The 18,459-nt window shown below is 62.5% G+C and carries 23 protein-coding genes; 21 read left to right on the top strand and 2 right to left on the bottom strand.

The genetic code is table 11. The annotated features are described in order from the left end of the window. Positions 1-21 precede the first annotated feature (21 nt). The 18 genes from rplN (at position 22) to HB630_RS13840 (ending at position 12,189) form a co-directional block, all read left to right on the top strand. The gene (gene rplN / locus HB630_RS13925; protein ID WP_213772814.1) at positions 22-390 is read left to right on the top strand and encodes a 50S ribosomal protein L14; all 369 of its coding nucleotides are present in this window, start codon (positions 22-24) and stop codon (positions 388-390) included. Continuing rightward, the gene (rplX, locus tag HB630_RS13920) at positions 390-704 is read left to right on the top strand and encodes a 50S ribosomal protein L24 (RefSeq protein ID WP_213772813.1); all 315 of its coding nucleotides are present in this window, start codon (positions 390-392) and stop codon (positions 702-704) included. Before rplN ends, rplX begins: the two co-directional genes overlap by 1 nt. Further along, positions 697-1,254 carry a 50S ribosomal protein L5 gene (rplE, locus tag HB630_RS13915; protein ID WP_213772812.1) on the top strand — a complete coding sequence of 186 codons (558 nt, stop codon included), beginning with the start codon at positions 697-699 and terminating at the stop codon, positions 1,252-1,254. The genes rplX and rplE overlap by 8 nt, the downstream gene beginning before the upstream one ends. A gap of 44 nt (positions 1,255-1,298) precedes the next feature. After that, entirely contained in the window at positions 1,299-1,604 is a 306-nt protein-coding gene (gene rpsN / locus HB630_RS13910) for a 30S ribosomal protein S14 (protein ID WP_213772811.1), read from the top strand. Positions 1,605-1,617: 13 nt separating this feature from the next. Continuing rightward, positions 1,618-2,016, top strand: a complete 399-nt coding sequence (gene rpsH / locus HB630_RS13905; protein ID WP_213772810.1) for a 30S ribosomal protein S8 — start codon at positions 1,618-1,620, stop codon at positions 2,014-2,016. A 14-nt stretch (positions 2,017-2,030) separates the two neighbouring features. Beyond that, positions 2,031-2,564, top strand: coding sequence for a 50S ribosomal protein L6 (rplF, locus tag HB630_RS13900; RefSeq protein WP_213772809.1), 534 nt, complete (start codon positions 2,031-2,033; stop codon positions 2,562-2,564). 11 nt (positions 2,565-2,575) lie between these two features. Continuing rightward, complete coding sequence (rplR, locus tag HB630_RS13895; protein WP_213772808.1) at positions 2,576-2,935, top strand: 50S ribosomal protein L18; 360 nt, start codon at positions 2,576-2,578, stop codon at positions 2,933-2,935. Between the two features lie 61 nt (positions 2,936-2,996). Continuing rightward, positions 2,997-3,572, top strand: a complete 576-nt coding sequence (gene rpsE, locus HB630_RS13890) for a 30S ribosomal protein S5 (protein ID WP_028349043.1) — start codon at positions 2,997-2,999, stop codon at positions 3,570-3,572. Positions 3,573-3,650: 78 nt separating this feature from the next. Next, positions 3,651-3,845 (top strand): 50S ribosomal protein L30, encoded by a 195-nt coding sequence (rpmD, locus tag HB630_RS13885; protein ID WP_213772807.1) that lies wholly within the window; start codon positions 3,651-3,653, stop codon positions 3,843-3,845. 21 nt (positions 3,846-3,866) lie between these two features. Beyond that, the gene (gene rplO / locus HB630_RS13880) at positions 3,867-4,355 is read left to right on the top strand and encodes a 50S ribosomal protein L15 (RefSeq protein WP_213772806.1); all 489 of its coding nucleotides are present in this window, start codon (positions 3,867-3,869) and stop codon (positions 4,353-4,355) included. Between the two features lie 143 nt (positions 4,356-4,498). Next, positions 4,499-5,830, top strand: a complete 1,332-nt coding sequence (secY, locus tag HB630_RS13875; RefSeq protein WP_213772805.1) for a preprotein translocase subunit SecY — start codon at positions 4,499-4,501, stop codon at positions 5,828-5,830. A gap of 81 nt (positions 5,831-5,911) precedes the next feature. After that, complete coding sequence (locus HB630_RS13870; RefSeq protein ID WP_213772804.1) at positions 5,912-6,856, top strand: adenylate kinase; 945 nt, start codon at positions 5,912-5,914, stop codon at positions 6,854-6,856. 280 nt (positions 6,857-7,136) lie between these two features. Next, positions 7,137-7,505, top strand: a complete 369-nt coding sequence (gene rpsM, locus HB630_RS13865) for a 30S ribosomal protein S13 (RefSeq protein WP_213772803.1) — start codon at positions 7,137-7,139, stop codon at positions 7,503-7,505. Positions 7,506-7,615: 110 nt separating this feature from the next. After that, a complete protein-coding gene (gene rpsK / locus HB630_RS13860) occupies positions 7,616-8,005 on the top strand; it encodes a 30S ribosomal protein S11 (RefSeq protein ID WP_006021048.1) in 390 nt (129 codons plus the stop codon). 113 nt (positions 8,006-8,118) lie between these two features. After that, the gene (locus HB630_RS13855) at positions 8,119-9,150 is read left to right on the top strand and encodes a DNA-directed RNA polymerase subunit alpha (RefSeq protein ID WP_213772802.1); all 1,032 of its coding nucleotides are present in this window, start codon (positions 8,119-8,121) and stop codon (positions 9,148-9,150) included. Between the two features lie 165 nt (positions 9,151-9,315). After that, positions 9,316-9,732 (top strand): 50S ribosomal protein L17, encoded by a 417-nt coding sequence (gene rplQ, locus HB630_RS13850; RefSeq protein ID WP_213772801.1) that lies wholly within the window; start codon positions 9,316-9,318, stop codon positions 9,730-9,732. 210 nt (positions 9,733-9,942) lie between these two features. Then, positions 9,943-10,737 (top strand): SDR family oxidoreductase, encoded by a 795-nt coding sequence (locus HB630_RS13845; RefSeq protein WP_213772800.1) that lies wholly within the window; start codon positions 9,943-9,945, stop codon positions 10,735-10,737. A gap of 123 nt (positions 10,738-10,860) precedes the next feature. After that, a complete protein-coding gene (locus tag HB630_RS13840) occupies positions 10,861-12,189 on the top strand; it encodes a chloride channel protein (protein ID WP_213772799.1) in 1,329 nt (442 codons plus the stop codon). Between the two features lie 34 nt (positions 12,190-12,223). Here the strand turns inward: HB630_RS13840 and HB630_RS13835 are convergent, their stop codons facing one another. Next, entirely contained in the window at positions 12,224-13,237 is a 1,014-nt protein-coding gene (locus HB630_RS13835) for a zinc-binding alcohol dehydrogenase family protein (protein ID WP_213772798.1), read from the bottom strand. A 169-nt stretch (positions 13,238-13,406) separates the two neighbouring features. Between HB630_RS13835 and HB630_RS13830 the strand changes: the two genes are divergently transcribed. The 3 genes from HB630_RS13830 (at position 13,407) to HB630_RS13820 (ending at position 16,590) form a co-directional block, all read left to right on the top strand. Further along, positions 13,407-13,781 carry a helix-turn-helix domain-containing protein gene (locus HB630_RS13830; protein ID WP_213772797.1) on the top strand — a complete coding sequence of 125 codons (375 nt, stop codon included), beginning with the start codon at positions 13,407-13,409 and terminating at the stop codon, positions 13,779-13,781. 80 nt (positions 13,782-13,861) lie between these two features. Then, positions 13,862-15,259 (top strand): DegQ family serine endoprotease, encoded by a 1,398-nt coding sequence (locus HB630_RS13825; protein ID WP_213772796.1) that lies wholly within the window; start codon positions 13,862-13,864, stop codon positions 15,257-15,259. Further along, complete coding sequence (locus tag HB630_RS13820; protein ID WP_213772795.1) at positions 15,256-16,590, top strand: replication-associated recombination protein A; 1,335 nt, start codon at positions 15,256-15,258, stop codon at positions 16,588-16,590. The genes HB630_RS13825 and HB630_RS13820 overlap by 4 nt, the downstream gene beginning before the upstream one ends. Positions 16,591-16,647: 57 nt before the next feature. Here HB630_RS13820 and HB630_RS13815 read toward each other — a convergent pair whose 3' ends face one another. Next, the gene (locus tag HB630_RS13815; RefSeq protein ID WP_213772794.1) at positions 16,648-18,321 is read right to left on the bottom strand and encodes a PAS domain-containing methyl-accepting chemotaxis protein; all 1,674 of its coding nucleotides are present in this window, start codon (positions 18,319-18,321) and stop codon (positions 16,648-16,650) included. Positions 18,322-18,459: the final 138 nt, after the last annotated feature.

Raw genomic sequence — 18,459 nt, 5'->3', positions numbered from 1 at the left:
GAAAGAGGACGAGGTGCATCAATGATTCAGATGCAGACCAACCTCGACGTGGCCGATAATTCAGGCGCACGCCGTGTCATGTGTATCAAGGTGCTTGGAGGCTCCAAGCGCCGCTATGCCACCGTGGGCGACATTATCGTTGTGTCGATCAAGGACGCGATCCCGCGCGGCAAGGTGAAGAAGGGCGACGTGATGAAGGCTGTCGTGGTGCGGGTCCGCAAGGATATCCGCCGTGCCGACGGTTCGGTGATCCGGTTCGACCGCAACGCCGCGGTGCTGATCAATAACCAGTCGGAGCCGGTCGGCACCCGTATCTTCGGGCCGGTGCCGCGCGAACTGCGCGCCAAGAACCACATGAAGATCATTTCGCTCGCGCCGGAGGTGCTGTGATGGCTGCCAAGATCCGGAAAGGCGACAAGGTCGTCGTGCTGAGCGGCCGCGACAAGGGCCGCACCGGCGAGGTGTTCGAGGTGCGTCCGTCCGAAGGCAAGGCGCTGGTTCGCGGGGTCAATCTGGTGAAGCGTCACCAGAAGCAGACCCAGAACCAGGAAGGCGGCATCATCTCCAAGGAGTCGCCGATCGATTTGTCCAACGTCGCCTATGTCGGCAAGGACGGCAAACCGACCCGTATTGGTTTCAAGATTCAGGCGGACGGCAAGAAAGTACGCATCGCCAAGAGCTCGGGAGCAGAGATCGATGGCTGAGACCGCTTATGTGCCGCGCCTGCGCGCGGAATATGACAGCAGCATCCGCAGCAAGCTGACGGAACAGTTCGGCTATGCCAACGTCATGCAGGTGCCGCGGCTCGATAAGGTCGTGCTCAACATGGGCGTCGGCGAGGCCGTGAACGACCGCAAGAAGGCGGAAATGGCGGCAGGCGATCTTTCGCTGATCGCCGGCCAGAAGGCGGTAGTGACCTATTCGCGGGTTGCGATCGCGACCTTCAAGCTGCGCGAGAACCAGCCGATCGGCTGCAAGGTGACGCTGCGCAAGGCCAAGATGTACGAGTTCATCGACCGGCTCGTGAACGTCGCGTTGCCGCGCGTGCGCGACTTCCGCGGCCTCAATCCGAAGAGCTTCGACGGCCGCGGCAATTACTCGCTCGGTATTAAGGAGCATATCATTTTCCCCGAAATCGACTTCGACAAGACCGGGGAGACATGGGGCATGGACGTCACGGTATGCACCACCGCTGCTACTGACGACGAGGCCCGCGCCCTGTTGACCGCATTCAATTTCCCGTTCCGGCAGTGAGACGCAGATAAAGCCTCTCAAACGCGGAAACCCAGGAGCCAAGCATGGCAAAGAAGAGTTCGATCGAGAAGAATAACCGGCGGATGCGGATGACCAAGAACGCCGCCGCCAAGCGCGCCCGGCTGAAGGCCGTGATCGCCGACAAGCAGAAGCCGATGGAAGAGCGCTTCGCGGCGACGCTGAAGCTGGCCGAAATGCCGCGCAATTCTTCCGCGACCCGGATTCGCAACCGCTGCGAAATCACCGGCCGTCCGCGCTCGGTCTACCGCAAGAACAAGCTCTCCCGCATCGCGCTGCGTGAACTCGGCTCCAAGGGCCTGGTTCCCGGGCTCGTGAAGTCAAGCTGGTAAGGAGGGTCGTCAGATGTCAACGCACGATCCGATCAGCGATCTCATCACCCGCATCCGCAACGCGCAGATGCGTGCCAAGTCCAAGGTCTCGACTCCGGGCTCGAAGATGCGCGCCAGCGTGCTCGAAGTGCTCAAGACCGAAGGCTATATCCGCGGCTACGCCAGCGTCGAACACGCCAGCGGCCGCAGCGAGCTCGAGATCGAGCTGAAATATTTCGACGGCGAGCCGGTCATTCGCGAGATCGAACGGGTGTCGAAGCCGGGACGGCGGGTTTACGCCTCGGTGAAGAACCTGCCGCGGGTGAACAACGGACTCGGCATTTCGGTGTTGTCGACGCCGAAGGGAATCATGGCTGACCACGACGCACGCGAAGCGAATGTGGGCGGCGAAATTCTCTTCACGGTGTTCTGAGAAGGGATAGAACGATGTCACGCATTGGCAAAAGGCCGGTGACGATCCCGTCCGGTGTTACCGCGACGGTCGAGGGTCAGACCGTGAAAATGAAGGGGCCGAAGGGCCAGCTTCAGTTCGTCGTCCATGACGACGTCGAGGTGAAGTTCGAGGACGGCGCGATCAAGGTAGCGCCGCGGGTCAAGACCAACCGCGCGCAGGCGATGTACGGCACGGCGCGGGCGCAGGTCGCCAATCTCGTCGACGGCGTCACCAAGGGCTTTGAAAAGAAGCTCGAGATTACCGGCGTCGGTTACCGCGCCGCGATGCAGGGCAAGAACCTGCAGCTCGCGCTCGGCTACAGCCACGACGTCGTCTATGCGATCCCGGAAGGCATCACCATCACGGTGCCGAAGCCGACCGAGATCACGGTTGCGGGCAACGATTCCCAGCGTGTCGGCCAGGTCGCGGCCGAGATCCGCGCCTATCGTCCGCCGGAGCCCTATAAGGGCAAGGGCGTGAAATACGCCAACGAATTCATCTTCCGCAAGGAAGGCAAGAAGAAGTAACGGAGCCGGTCATGTCACTCAAGGTTACAAATGCCCGGCGCAAGCAACGCGTGAGGCTGTCGTTGCGCCGTATTTCCAACGGACGTCCCCGCCTGTCGGTGTTTCGCTCGTCGAAACACATCTACGCGCAGGTGATCGACGATCTGAAGGGCGAGACGCTGGCCTCGGCCTCGTCGCTGGAAAAGACGATGCGCGACGGCGGCAAGACCGGCGCCGACATCGATGCCGCCAAGGCCGTCGGCAAGCTGGTGGCGGAGCGCGCGGTGAAGAACGGCGTCACCGAAGTGGTGTTCGATCGCGGCGGCTACCTCTATCACGGCCGCGTCAAGGCGCTGGCGGATGCCGCGCGCGAAGGCGGGTTGAGCTTCTAACAGACTGATTTGAACGGATACGGGAACAGAGGCGAAAGCCTCCTAGAGATTGGAAAACACCATGGCAGGTGAACGCGAACGCGGCGGACGCGAACGGAGCAGGGATCGCGAGGAGCGCGACAGCGAGTTCGTCGACAAGCTCGTCCACATCAATCGCGTGGCGAAGGTCGTCAAGGGCGGCAAGCGCTTCGGTTTTGCGGCGCTGGTCGTGATCGGCGACCAGAAGGGCCGGGTCGGATTCGGCCACGGCAAGGCGCGCGAAGTTCCCGAGGCGATCCGCAAGGCGACCGAATCGGCCAAGCGAAATCTGACGCGTGTGGCGCTGCGCGAAGGCCGCACCCTGCATCACGATATCGCCGGCCGTCACGGCGCCGGCCGCGTCTATCTGCGCGCCGCACCGGCCGGCACCGGCATCATCGCCGGCGGCCCGATGCGCGCGGTGTTCGAGACGCTCGGCATCCAGGACGTGGTGGCGAAGTCGATCGGTTCGTCGAACCCCTACAACATGGTTCGCGCTACCTTCGACGCGCTGAAGCACCAGGATTCGCCGCGTTCGGTGGCGGCACGCCGCAACATCAAGGTGTCCACGCTGCAGTCGCGCCGCGTCGGCGGCGACGCTGAAGTGGTGGCGGAATAAACCAGGGCATGATCCGGAAAAGTGGGTACCGGTTTTCCGACAAGATCATGCCAAACTAGGACTTTCGGAGTTATCACGATGGCCAAGGCCGCAAAGATGATCAAGGTCGAGCAGACCGGCAGCGCGATCCGCCGCCACCACTCGCAGCGCGAGACGCTGATCGGCCTCAAGCTCAACAAGATCGGCCGCGTCACCGAGCTGCAGGACACGCCTGCAATTCGCGGTATGATCGCAAAAGTTCAACATCTCGTCCGCATCGTCGGCGAAGGTTAAGAGAAACAGAGGAGAAGGGCGATGAAGCTCAGCGATATCGCCGACAATGCCGGCTCGCGCAAGAAGCGCATGCGCGTCGGCCGTGGCATCGGTTCCGGCAAGGGCAAGACCGCGGGCCGCGGCGGCAAGGGCCAGACCGCGCGTTCCGGCGTGCGCATCAAGGGCTTCGAAGGCGGCCAGATGCCGCTGCATCGGCGCCTGCCGAAGCGCGGCTTCAACAACATCTTCCGGCTCGACTTCGCCGAGATCAATCTCGACCGGTTGCAGCAGGCGATCGACGCCAAGACGATCGACGCCAAGGAAATCATCAACGCCGAATCGCTGGTGAAAGCCCGCGTGCTGCGGCGCGCCAAGGACGGCGTGCGGCTGCTGGGCCGCGGCGAGATCAAGGCCAAGCTCACGATCGAGGTTCACGGCGCGTCGAAATCGGCCATTGCGGCGGTCGAGAAGGCCGGCGGCACGGTGAAGATCCTGGCCCCGGCCAAGACCGAAGCAGGCGAGGCGGCATAACATCTGCGTCATCGCCCGCTTGCTGCGGGCGATCGGCACGATAGGACAATGGACTTATCGGGGCCGAGTGCCAAATAATGTCCGGCGTCTGCCGAATGTCCCCGCCGGGGCGTCGGTGTGAGGGCGGCGGGAGAAAGCCAAACATGGTTTCAGCAGCGGAACAACTGGCGGCAAACCTCAATTTCGGGGCGTTTGCCAAGGCTGACGAACTGAAGAAGCGCATCTGGTTCACGCTGGGTGCGCTGCTTGTTTACCGGCTGGGCACCTATATCCCGCTGCCGGGCATTGATCCCAATATCTGGGAACAGGTGTTCAATACCCAGGCCGGCGGCATCCTCGGCATGTTCAACATGTTCTCCGGCGGTGGCATTCACCGCATGGCGATCTTTGCCTTGAACATCATGCCGTATATTTCGGCCTCGATCATCATCCAGCTTCTAACCACGGTATCGCCGCAGCTCGAGGCCCTGAAGAAGGAAGGCGAGGCCGGCCGCAAGACGCTGAACCAGTACACCCGCTATCTCACCGTGATCCTCGCCGCGTTCCAGTCCTATGGCATCGCGGTCGGCCTGGAGGGCGCCGGCAACGTCGTCAGCGATCCCGGCATGTTCTTCCGCGTCTCGACCGCGATCACGCTGACCGGCGGCACCATGTTCCTGATGTGGCTCGGCGAGCAGATCACCTCGCGCGGCATCGGCAACGGTATTTCGCTGATCATTCTTTCCGGTATTGTCGCCGAATTGCCGTCGGCGCTGGCGAACATGCTGGAACTGGGCCGCCAGGGCGCGCTGTCCACCGGCCTGATCCTGGTCGTGATCGTGATGGCGGTCGCGGTGATCGCTTTCATCGTGTTCATGGAGCGGGCGCAGCGCAGGCTGCTGATCCAGTATCCGAAGCGCCAGGTCGGCAACAAGATGTTCGAGGGCCAGTCCTCGCATCTGCCGCTCAAGCTGAACACTTCGGGCGTGATTCCGCCGATCTTCGCGTCCTCGCTGCTGCTGTTGCCGACGACGGTTGCGAATTTCAACGCCGGCAAGGGGCCGGAATGGTTCCAGTGGATCACGACGCAGCTCGGCCACGGCCGTCCGCTGTTCCTCGTGCTTTATCTGGCGCTGATCGTGTTCTTCGCCTTTTTCTATACCGCGATCGTGTTCAATCCGACCGAGACCGCCGACAACCTCAAGAAGCATGGCGGCTTCATTCCGGGCATCCGGCCGGGCGAGCGCACCGCCGAATATATCGACTATGTGCTCTCGCGCATCACCGTGATCGGTGCGATCTATCTGGCGATCGTCTGCCTGATTCCCGAAATCATGATTTCCTATGCGGCGGTGCCGTTCTATTTTGGCGGAACGTCGCTGTTGATCGTCGTCAGCGTGACCATGGATACGGTCGCGCAGGTTCAGGGCTATTTGCTCGCGCACCAGTACGAGGGACTGATCAGGAAGTCGAAATTGCGAGGGCGTCGCCGCTAAAGGCAACGCCTGGCGTTGATTTGAAATCCAGAACAAAGGGTGCGCGGCCGGTTCGCTCACCGAGCCGGGGGGCGAACATAGATGAGACTGATTCTTCTCGGGCCGCCGGGGGCGGGCAAGGGGACCCAGGCGCAACGGCTGGTCCAGAAATACGGCATCGTTCAGCTTTCGACCGGTGAGATGTTGCGCGCGGCGGTTGCCGCCGAGACCCCGGTCGGTCTTCAGGCCAAGGATATCATGGCCAGCGGCTCGCTGGTGCCGGACGAGATCGTGATCGGGATCATTTCCGATCGGCTCGACCAGCCGGACATGAAGAACGGCTTCATCCTCGACGGCTTTCCGCGCACCGTGCCGCAGGCCGAGGCGCTCGACGAACTGCTCAAGCACAAGCACATCAAGCTGGATGCCGTGATCGAACTGCGGGTCAATGAAAGCGCGCTGCTCGATCGCGTCGAGACGCGCGTGGCCGAGATGCGCGCGCGGGGCGAGGTGGTGCGTGTCGACGACACGCCGGAGGTGCTGTCGAAGCGTCTGGCGAGCTATCGCGCGTTGACCGAACCGCTGATTCACTATTATTCAGAACGGCGCAAGCTGGCGACGGTCGACGGCATGATGACCATCGAGCACGTCACGCGCGAGATCAACCACATCCTCGCCGCCATGGGAGCGGTGGAACCGCAGGAAAAGAAGGCGGCCTCCGCCAAACGGGTCGTGAAGGGGAACACGAAAACGGGCGCTGGATCGCCAGGCAAGGCCGCCAAGGCTGCGGCCCGCAAAGCCCCCAAAAAGGCCGCCAGGACAGCCCGGAAGGTGGCTGCCCGGAAGGCCGGAAAATCGGCGGGCAAGGGAGCCAAAACGGGAACCGGCAAGACTGCCAAGAAATCGGCCCGCCGGGCGGCTGGCGCCCCCAAGGCGACTTCCAAGGCTGGTCTCAAGGCCCGGCGGTTTGGCAAACCCAGCAAGGCAGTGAAGAAAACGGCGAAGAAAGCCGTCAAAAAGGTCACGAAAAAGCGAGCTAAAGCATAGTGGCGGTTGACGAAACCAGGTTGAATCCTTTAATAGAACGGAATCAGGTCGGATAGTTTCCAGACGATGCCGGGCCCCGAGGTAACCGAGGGGGCAGGGCGTCGTGTTCGTGTTTGCAGGATACCTGCCCGAAATAAACCAGAGCATGATCCGGAAAAGCGGGAAGCGGTTTTCCGAAATGTCGTGCTCAAACAAAGAGATGAGATCGCTGTTCGATTTGATCGGATCGTGATCCAGACAACAGCCGGTCCGAGAGCGATTGGCGACAGGAGAGAAGTCCGTGGCCCGTATTGCCGGCGTGAATATTCCGACCAACAAGCGCGTCCTGATCGCGCTTCAGTACATCCATGGCATCGGCCAGAAGAACGCGGCCGATATCCTGGAGAAGGTCAAGATCCCGACCGATCGTCGCGTCAATCAATTGTCCGACCAGGAAGTGTTGCAGATCCGCGAAGTGATCGACCGCGACTATCTGGTCGAGGGCGACCTGCGCCGCGAGACCGGCATGAACATCAAGCGTCTGATGGATCTCGGTTGCTATCGCGGCCTGCGTCATCGTCGCGGGTTGCCGGTGCGCGGTCAGCGCACCCATACCAATGCCCGCACGCGCAAGGGGCCGGCCAAGTCGATCGCCGGCAAGAAGAAGTAACAAGCGAATTGAGAATGGGAAGTGGCGGGTAACGATTGCTCGCCGCTTGCTTTTTTAGGTGTAGCCGCTGGCATTACGGCGGCGTTTGAGATCACAGGAAAGGTTTTGGAATGGGCAAGGAAGCCACCCGCGTACGCCGCCGCGAACGCAAGAACATCGCATCCGGCATCGCGCATGTGAATTCGTCGTTCAACAACACGACCATCACCATCACCGACGCGCAGGGCAACACCATTGCCTGGTCGTCGGCCGGCACGATGGGTTTCAAGGGCTCCCGCAAATCGACCCCCTATGCGGCGCAGGTCGCGGCGGAGGACGTCTCCAAGAAGGCGCAGGAACACGGCATGCGCACGCTGGAGGTTGAGGTGGCTGGTCCCGGTTCGGGCCGTGAATCGGCGCTTCGCGCGCTGCAGGCTGCGGGCTTCACCGTCACATCGATCCGCGACGTGACGACGATCCCGCATAATGGTTGCCGTCCGCGCAAACGCCGGCGGGTTTGATGTTCGATCGCGGGCGGCCGGTCCGCCTGCGATGGTTTTTATATTTTAAAGCCGCGGGCTGATCCGCGATCTCTCCAACGCCGGTTATCTGGTTGGCAAGATAACCGGCCCGTATGGGTGAAACAGTGACGATCCAGAAAAATTGGCAAGAACTTATCCGGCCGAACAAGCTCCAGGTAACTCCCGGCACCGACGCGAGCCGTTTCGCGACGCTGGTCGCGGAGCCGCTGGAGCGCGGCTTCGGTCAAACCCTCGGCAACGCGTTGCGCCGCATCCTGTTGTCGTCGCTGCAAGGCGCGGCGGTGCAGTCGGTGCATATCGACGGCGTGCTGCACGAGTTCTCCTCGATCGCGGGCGTTCGCGAGGACGTCACCGACATCGTGCTGAACATCAAGGACATTTCGATCAAGATGCAGGGCGAAGGCCCCAAGCGCATGGTCGTGAAGAAGCAGGGTCCGGGCGTCGTCACCGCCGGTGACATCCAGACCGTCGGCGATGTCGTCGTGCTCAATCCGGACCTGCAGATCTGCACGCTGGACGAGGGCGCGGAAATCCGCATGGAATTCACGGTCGCCTCCGGCAAGGGCTATGTCGCCGCCGAGCGCAACCGCCCCGAGGATGCGCCGATCGGCCTGATCCCGGTCGACAGTCTGTTCTCGCCGGTGCGCAAGGTCTCGTACAAGGTCGAGAACACCCGCGAGGGCCAGATCCTCGACTACGACAAGCTGACCATGGTGATCGAGACCAACGGCGCGATCAGCCCGGAGGATTCGGTGGCCTATGCCGCCCGCATCCTGCAGGATCAGCTCAACGTGTTCGTCAATTTCGAAGAGCCGCGCAAGGAAGTGGCGCAGGAGATCATCCCCGATCTCGCGTTCAACCCGGCGTTCCTCAAGAAGGTCGACGAACTCGAATTGTCGGTTCGTTCGGCGAACTGCCTGAAGAACGACAACATCGTCTATATCGGCGACCTCGTGCAGAAGTCGGAAGCGGAAATGCTCCGCACCCCGAACTTCGGCCGCAAGTCGCTGAACGAAATCAAGGAAGTGTTGGCCCAGATGGGTCTGCATCTCGGCATGGAAGTGCCGGGCTGGCCGCCGGAGAATATCGACGAACTGGCCAAGCGCTTCGAGGATCATTACTGATTTCGTCATTCCGGGATGGTGCGTCAGCACCAGACCCGGAATCTCGAGATTCCGGATCGCCGCTTCGCGACGTCCGGAATGACTGACCGGGGCGAACGCAGGCGGCCCACCTGAGCAAGATGTCCGACGAACCGTCGTGGCAAACAGAAACGAAGGAATAAAATCATGCGTCACGGCAAGGTTCATCGGAAGCTCAATCGTACCGCCGAGCATCGGCGCGCGATGTTCGCCAATATGTGCGCGGCGCTGATCAAGCACGAGCAGATCGTCACCACGCTGCCGAAGGCCAAGGAATTGCGCCCGATCGTCGAGAAGCTGGTCACGCTCGGCAAGAAGGGCGGTCTTTCGATGCGCCGTCAGGCGATCAGCGAAATGCGCGATCTCGATCAGACCAGGAAATTGTTCGACGTGCTCGCGGTTCGTTACAAGGATCGCCAGGGCGGCTACACCCGTATCATCAAGGCCGGCTTCCGCTATGGCGACAACGCGCCGATGGCCGTGATCGAATTCGTCGATCGCGATGTCGACGCCAAGGGCAAGGATTCCGGTCCGGTACAGGAGAAGGCAGCGGAAGCGGCCTGACGTACCCCAGCCCTATCGGGGCTATCACATCAAAAGCGGCGCTCTGTGCGCCGCTTTTTTATTGGGCATCGCTTCCTGCGCCAACGCGTTCAGCGTTTGTCGCGAGGGAAACCGGTTTCCACTTTTCCGGACCATGCTCCAGCTTGAAAGCGATTGCGGACGGGCGGCCCGCACCCGATATCCAGCGCATCAACGTTGGAGATATCAGTCATGAAAATCGATCTTTCGGGAAAAACCGCACTGGTGACGGGCTCGACCGCCGGCATCGGCCACGCCATCGCCAAGGGGCTTGCCGCGGCGGGTGCCAGTGTCGTGGTCAACGGCCGGACCCAAGCCAAGGTCGATGCGGCGGCTGCCGCGATCACCAAGGCCGTGCCCGGCAGCAAGGTCCGCGGCATCGCCGCCGATGTGTCCACGGGCGCGGGCTGCGACAGCCTGGTCGCGGCGCTGCCGGAGGTCGACATCCTCATCAACAATGCCGGGATCTTCGAGCCCAAGGCGTTCACCGAGATTCCCGACGAAGACTGGAGCCGCTTCTTCGAGACCAACGTGATGTCGGGCGTGCGGCTGTCGCGGGTCTATCTGCCGGGCATGCTGAAGCGCAACTGGGGCCGCGTCGTTTTCATCTCATCGGAATCCGCGCTCAACATCCCGAAGGAGATGATCCATTACGGCATGACCAAGACCGCGCAGCTTGCGATCTCGCGCGGCCTGGCCGAGATGACCCGCGGCACGGCGGTGACCGTCAATTCGGTGCTGCCGGGGCCGACGATGTCGGAGGGCGTGGAAACCTTCGTCAAGGACCTCGCGAAACAGAACGGCCAGTCGGAAGCAGAGGCGGCCGCCAATTTCGTCAAGCAGCATCGCCCGACCTCGCTGCTGCAGCGCTTTGCCAGCGTCGAGGAAGTCGCCAACATGGTGGTCTATGTCAGCTCGAAGCAAGCTTCCGCCACCAATGGCGCGGCGCTGCGGGCCGAGGGCGGCATCGTCCAGACCATCGCATAGCAGAGCCTGTGTCATCGTTGCGGGCGGGCGCCCCGTGAAAAGGCGGCGATGGACACCCTTCGCCGCCTGCGCTGGCCGGAGTTTTTCTTTCCCAGCCGCAGGCGATCGACTAAAAGTTCGCTCATGACGTTCGCCCTTTCGCTCCGCCGCAAACGGTGGATCAGGATCACATCCCGGCAGTGGCAGCGGCGCGGCATCTTCCTCCTTGGCGGCATCGGGGTCGGTGCGGCTGCCGTGGCGCTGGCGCAGCTTGCGGACCTGGCGCAAATCGCCTTTGCGGATTTGCTGTCAATATCCCGCTATATTTCGCTCGTGGTCACGCCGCTCGGTTTTGCGCTGGCGGTGTACCTGACCAATCGCTTCTTTCCGAATGCGCAGGGCAGCGGCATTCCGCAGGCCATCGCCGCGCGTCACCTGACCGACCCGAAGGCCCGCGAGAATCTGGTCTCGCTCCGCATTGCATTCGGGAAGGTCATCCTGACCCTGTTCGGCCTGTTATGCGGTGCTTCGGTGGGACGCGAGGGACCGACGGTTCAGATCGGCGCCTCCATCATGTTCGCGCTGGGCCGTTTCTCGCCCCGGCGTCAGCCTGGCCTGATCCTGGCGGGTGCCGCGGCCGGCGTCGCCGCCGCTTTCAACACGCCTCTTGCGGGAATCGTGTTCGGGATCGAGGAGATGAGCCGTGCCTTCGAGACCCGGACCAGCAGCCTTATCATTGGCGCGGTGGTTGCAGCCGGCCTGACCTCGATCGCGTTGATGGGCAATTATGCTTATTTCGGCAGCAGCGCGATGACGTTGCGTAATGGCATCGACTGGCTTGCGATTCCCGTGTGCGGTGTCGTTGGCGGGCTGGCAGGCGGCCTTTTCAGCCGTATGGTCATCATGATGGCGCGCGGATTTTCGGGCCCGGTCGGGCGCGCGATCAAGCGCTATTCGCTTGGGTTCGCTTTGATCTGCGGTTTTGCCGTCGCGATCTGCGGCATCGTGTCCGGCGATACTGTCTATGGCACGGGCTATTCGCAGGTGAAGTCAGCACTTGAAAGCGGGACGCCGTTGCCGGCGAACTTCGCCATCCTGAAATTCCTGGCGACGACGTTCGCCTCGATTAGCGGGATTCCGGGCGGCATTTTTGCGCCTTCGCTCGCGGTCGGTGCCGGAATCGGCACCAATGTCGCTTCGCTGTTTCCGGGGGCGCCGCTCGCTGCGATCATGCTGCTTGGAATGGTGTCCTATTTTGCCGGCGTGGTTCAGGCGCCGATTACGGCCTTTGTCATCGTGACCGAGATGACGGACAACCACACCATGGTCGTGCCGCTGATGGCCGCCGCCATGATCGCCTACGCCACCTCGCGCTGGGTGTGCAAGGAGGGAATCTATCATGCGCTCGCGCAGGGGTTTATCGCGCGGGCGACGCCGCATCTGCCCGACAACGGCGTGCGGTCCCCGGACTAAGCAGCAGCCGGAGCCCGCACGCCACGCAGCGCGTTTACCAGCCCTCGAGCACGATCTTGCCGCGCGACTTGCCGCTTTCCAACAACGCATGGGCGCGCTTCAGATTGGCGGCGTTGATCGTCCCGAAACTCTGATCGAGCGTGGTGCGCAGCACGCCTTTGTCGATCAGATCGGAAACGTCGTTCAGAAGATCGTGCTGGCCGATCATGTCCGCCGTCTGGAACGACGAGCGGGTGAACATCGATTCCCAGTGGATCGAGATCGCCTTGCCCTTGAAGGCGCTGACGTTGAATTCCTGGGGATCGTCGATCAGGCTGTACTTGCCTTGCGGCGCCATGAAGTCCGCGATCGCCTTGTAGTGCTGCTCGGTGAAGGTGAGGCTTGCGACCAGTTCGACCGGCGGCAGCTTCAGTTTCTCGATCTGCTCCTTCATCGGCTTGCCGTGATCGATGACCGCGTGGGCGCCGAGATCGAGGCACCATTCTCGCGATTCCGGCCGGGTCGCGGTGGCGACCACGGTCAGGCCGGTGAGGCGGCGGGCCAGCTGGATGAGGATCGAGCCGACGCCGCCGGCGCCGCCCGTGATCAGCAGCGTGCGCGGATCGACGCTCTTGCCGGGCGCGACGCCGAGGCGGTCGAACAGCAATTCCCAGGCGGTGATCGAGGTCAGCGGCAGTGCGGCGGCCTGCGCGAAGGAAAGGCTTTTCGGCTTCTTGCCGACGATGCGCTCGTCGACCAGATGAAATTCCGAATTGGTGCCCTGGCGCAGGACCGAGCCGGCATAGAAGACCTCGTCGCCGGACTTGAACAGCGTGACTTCGGGACCGATCGCGTCCACGACGCCGGCGGCGTCGTAGCCGAGGATCTTGGTTTCGCCCGCGGGCGGGGCGGCGCGCTTGCGCACCTTGTAATCGACCGGATTGGCCGAGATCGCCTTCACGGCAACCCGAATGTCGCGGCCGCGCGGCTCCGGCTTGGAGGTCTCGAAATCGATCAACGCCTCCGGATCTTCGATCGGAAGCGACTTTTTATACCCGACAGCCTTCATGTCCGTGGTCTCCATCAGATGGGGCGAGCGTTGTTTTGACGCGTTCTCTTCGCGCGAACCGGCTCCCACTTCGCTCGAAAAAGCTACAACTGTCGCGCTGGCGCTCATTTGGCAAGTACTGTAAATACAGGGATATAGTCCCTGTTTGGATACTATGGGAAAATCGCCGATGAAACGACGGGATTTTGGACACCGGCCCGGCTGCGCGGTCGAAACGACGCTGGATCTGATCGACGGCAAATGGAAGGGCGTCATCCTCTACCACCTGCAAGGCGGCACCCAGCGTTTCGGCGAATTACGTCGGCGGATGCCCGGCATTACCCAGCGCATGCTGACCAAGCAGCTTCGCGCGCTGGAGGAGGACAATCTCGTGGTCCGCAAGGTCTATGCCGAGGTCCCGCCGCGGGTCGAATATCGGCTGTCGGAAATCGGCGAGAGCCTGCGTCCGGTGATCGATATCCTCAAGGCCTGGGGCGAAGGCCATCAGGGCAGATTGTCCTGCGCGGTGCCGGACGTCGTCGAAGCGCCCGATCGCGCCGCTTAATAGCGCTATCGCGTCCCGTTTCCCTTCTTTCCCCGGTCTCTCAAGCCTATATCCAAACGATGACTTCAGGATTCTCCCGCATGATCTCGATCCGCTTTTTGGCCGTGCTGTTCATCGCAACGCTGATTGCCGTACCGGCATCGGCGCAGGAGCGCCGGGTGCCGGCATCGCCGGCGGAGCTACGGTTGTCCTACGCGCCGATCGTGCAGCGCGTTCAGCCGGCGGTGGTCAACGTCTATGCCGCCAAGGTGGTGCAGAACCACAATCCGCTGCTCGACGATCCGATCTTCCGCCGCTTCTTCGGCGTCCCCGGCGGCGATCAGCCCGAGCAGATGCAGCGTTCGCTGGGGTCCGGCGTGATGGTGGACCCTTCCGGCCTGGTCGTCACCAACGTTCACGTCATCGAAGGCGCCGACCAGGTCAAGGTGTCGCTGTCGGACAAGCGCGAATTCGAGGCCGAGATCGTGCTCAAGGATACCCGCAGCGATCTCGCCGTGCTGCGCCTGAAGGATGTCCATGAAAAATTCCCGACGCTCGACTTCGCCAATTCCGACGAGTTGATGGTCGGCGATGTCGTGCTGGCGATCGGAAACCCCTTTGGCGTCGGGCAGACTGTGACGCACGGCATCATTTCCGCGCTGGCGCGCACGCAAGTCGGCATCACCGACTACCAGTTCTTCATCCAGACCGACGCGGCCATCAATCCCGGCAATTCCGGCGGCGCGCTGGTTGACATGACCGGCCGGCTAGCCGGCATCAACACCGCGATCTTCTCGCGCTCCGGCGGCTCGCAGGGCATCGGCTTTGCGATCCCCTCCAACATGGTGCGCGTCGTCGTCGCTTCCGCCAAGAGCGGCGGCAAGGCCGTGAAGCGGCCGTGGCTGGGCGCGCGGCTGCAGGCGGTCACGCCCGAGATCGCGGAGACATTGGGACTGAAGCTTCCCGACGGCGCGCTGGTTTCCAGCGTCGTTCCGAACAGTCCGGCGGAGCGGGCCGGGCTGAAAGTGGCCGATCTGATCGTCGCCATCGACGGTCAAACGATCGAGGATCCGAACGCCTTCGATTATCGTTTCGCCACCCGTCCGCTCGGCGGCTCTGCGGAAATCGATGTGCAGCGCGCCGGAAAGAAGATCAAGCTGGCGGTGCCGCTTGAGTCCGCGCCGGATACCGGCCGCAACGAAATCGTCCTGACCTCGCGCTCGCCGTTCCAGGGCGCCAGGGTTGCGAATATCTCGCCGGCGGTGGCTGACGAACTGCATCTGGATGCGGACACCGAAGGCGTCGTGGTGATCGATCTCGCCGACGGCGGAACGGCCGCCGATGTCGGCTTCCAGAAGGGCGACATTATCGTTTCCGTCAACAACCAGAAGATCAGCAAGACCTCCGATCTCGAAAAGGTGACGCGGGATTCCTCGCGGTTCTGGCGCATCACGCTGTTGCGCGGCGGTCAGCAGATCAACGTCACGCTGGGCGGATGAGCCCGAAACGACCACGCGAAGCCGCAAACCTGTTCGCCGCCGCAGGGATGGAACGCGATGCGCCGCATCCGCTGCCTGACCGGTTGCGTCCGCGCACGCTGTCCGAGGTGGTCGGACAGGACCATATCCTGGGGCCGGACGGCGCGCTGACGCGGATGCTGGAAACCCGCACGCTGGGCTCGCTGATCTTCTGGGGACCGCCCGGTACCGGCAAGACCACCGTGGCGCGGCTATTGGCCGACGCGACCGAACTGCATTTCGAGCAAATCTCGGCGGTGTTCTCCGGCGTCGCCGACCTGAAGAAAGTATTCGACGCGGCCCGCGCCCGGCGCGAGACCGGCAAGGGCACGCTGCTGTTCGTCGACGAGGTGCATCGCTTCAACCGGGCGCAGCAGGATTCGTTCCTGCCGGTCATGGAAGACGGCACCGTGGTGCTGGTCGGCGCCACCACCGAAAATCCGTCCTTCGAGCTGAACGCCGCGTTGCTGTCGCGGGCGCGCGTGCTGGTGTTTCATTCGCTCGACGCCGCCGCGATCGAGAAGCTGTTCGTCCATGCCGAGGCGATCGAGGGCAAGAATCTGCCGCTCGATGCGGAGGCGCGCGCGGTGCTGGTGCGGATGGCCGACGGCGACGGCCGCGCCGCGCTGACGCTGGCCGAAGAGGTCTGGCGCGCCGCGCGGGCCGGCGAGACGTTCAATGCCGTGCAGTTGCAGGACATCCTGCAGCGCCGCGCGCCGATCTACGACAAGTCCGCCGACGGCCATTACAACCTGATCTCGGCGCTGCATAAATCGGTGCGCGGCTCCGATCCGGACGCGGCCCTGTATTATCTCGCGCGCATGCTGGATGCCGGCGAGGATCCGCTGTTCCTGGCCCGCCGGGTGGTGCGGATGGCGGTCGAGGATATCGGCCTTGCCGATCCGCAGGCGCTGGTGATCGCCAACGCCGCCAAGGACGCCTTCGATTTCCTGGGGTCTCCGGAAGGCGAACTCGCGATCGCGCAGGCCGTGATCTATGTCGCCACCGCGCCGAAATCGAACGCCGCCTACACCGCGTTCGGCGCGGCGATGCAGGCGGCCAAGCAGAACGGCTCGCTGCTGCCGCCGAAACATATCCTGAATTCGCCGACCAAGCTGATGAAACAGGAAGGCTATGGCGGCGGTTACCAATACGATCACGACACGCCGGAAGGTTTTTCAGGGCAGGATTATTTCCCGGAGGCGCTGGGACGCCAGACCTTTTACGACCCGCCCGACCGCGGCTTCGAGCGCGAGATCCGCAAGCGGCTCGACTACTGGGCGAAGCTCAGGCGCGAGCGGGGCGGGGCATAGCCGCGCCGCCATCGGCGGGCCGTTTCCCTGCCTTCATGCCTGTCGTCAACGGTGCTGCTATTTGCCGATGGAAGCGGCTTCGGCCGCCGCGCGCTGCATGTTCGTCGACATTTCGCCGGTCACGGTGCTCTGCTCTTCGACCGCGGCCGCGGTGGCGGTGACATATTCACTGACGTTCTGAATTTCCTGCTTGATCTCGTTGAGCGCCGCGACGACCCCGGCGGAAATGCCGTTCATGCCCTCGATCTCGCTGGTAATCTTGTCGGTGGCCTGTTTGGCCTGATTGGCGAGGCTCTTGACCTCAGATGCCACGACAGCAAAACCGCGGCCGGCTTCGCCTGCGCGAGCGGATTCAATGGTCGCGTTGAGGGCGAGCAGATTGATCTGTCCGGTGATGTTTCCGATCAATTCAACGATGCCGCCCATCGACTGGGCGGCCGTGCTCAGGCGTTGAGCCCGTGCATCCGCAGCCTCGACCTTGCCCACGGCCGATACCGCGGTGTTCTTCGACTTGACCATCGCTTCCGAGATTTCGCGTACCGAGGTGTTCAATTCTTCGGCGCCCGCGGCGACGGACTCCATCATTCCGCGCACGCGCTCGCTCTTCATGCGCGCAATCACCTGGGTCGTGGTGTCGGTTGCGTATTTCACGACCTTGAACGGCTTGCCGTTGAGATCGAGGATCGGATTGTAGGAGGCCTGTATCCAGACTTCCTTGCCGCCCTTGCCGATCCGCTTGTATTCCGCCGCCTGATACTGGCCGCGATTGAGGCTCGCCCAGAATTCACGGTATTCGGCGCTGTCGCGTTCCGACGGGTCGACGAACATGCTGTGACGCTTGCCCCTGATTTCATCCAGCGAGTAGCCCAGCGCTTTCAGAAAATTGGCGTTCGCGGTGAGAACGATCCCGTCCATGCTGAACTCGATCACCGCCTGCGACTTGCCGATCGCGGCGAGCTGGCCGGCGGCGTCGGCCGCCTTGAGTTTTTGCTCGGTCACGTCCGTTGCGAACTTGACCACCTTGAACGGCTTGCCCTTCTCGTCGAGGATCGGGTTGTAGGACGCAAGGATCCAGACCTCCTTGCCGCCTTTGCCGATCCGCTTGAACTCGGCCGCCTCGTATTCGCCGCGGTTGAGCTTTGCCCAGAATTCACGATATGCCGCGCTGTCGCGCATCGCGGGCTCGATGAACATGCTGTGGTGCTTGCCCTGAATTTCCGGGAGCGAGTAGCCCAGCGCCTTGAGGAAATTCTCGTTCGCGGTCAGGACGGTTCCGTCCATGCTGAACTCGATCACCGCCTGCGCCCTGCCGATGGCGGCGACCACCGCCGAATATTCCAAATTCTGCAGACGGAGCGCGGCGTCGGCCCATTCGACCGCCACGCCGGCGCGCTTGCCGGTCCCGTCCTTCAACGGCGTCGCAATCAGGTCGAAAGTCCGCCCGCCGACATTGATCGTCGCGCGATGCGTCGTGTTCAGGCTCTCAAGCATCCGGCGCTGGTGATTCGGATTTTTGTGGAACACGCCGATATCGCTGCCGATCAGGTCTGCGACCCTGAAATTCGGCAAGTCTTTCCGGATCTCGGCCTCGGCGCCTTTCAAAAGGTCGACCACCGCCCGGTTCATGTAGACAATTGTCAAATCTGCATCCGCGATCATGACATTGCTGGTGATCGCATCGATTGCAAGGGATCTGGCAAGGTCGTTCTTGTTCCGACGGCGGGCGAACATCAACCATTATACCTTCTATTGGATGCTTAGCCTCGCGACGCCCGAGAACAGATATGACCGGGCGTCAGAACCGCGCAGCAAGTTGACCGAATAATTCAATTAAAAATTGCGCATACATATCAATTCAACTTTTGCGCA

The organism is Bradyrhizobium sp. dw_78 (assembly GCF_018449525.1).
Lineage (GTDB): Bacteria > Pseudomonadota > Alphaproteobacteria > Rhizobiales > Xanthobacteraceae > Bradyrhizobium.
Note: the sequence above shows the minus strand (reverse complement) of the source record. Positions and strands in the feature narration are given on the sequence as shown.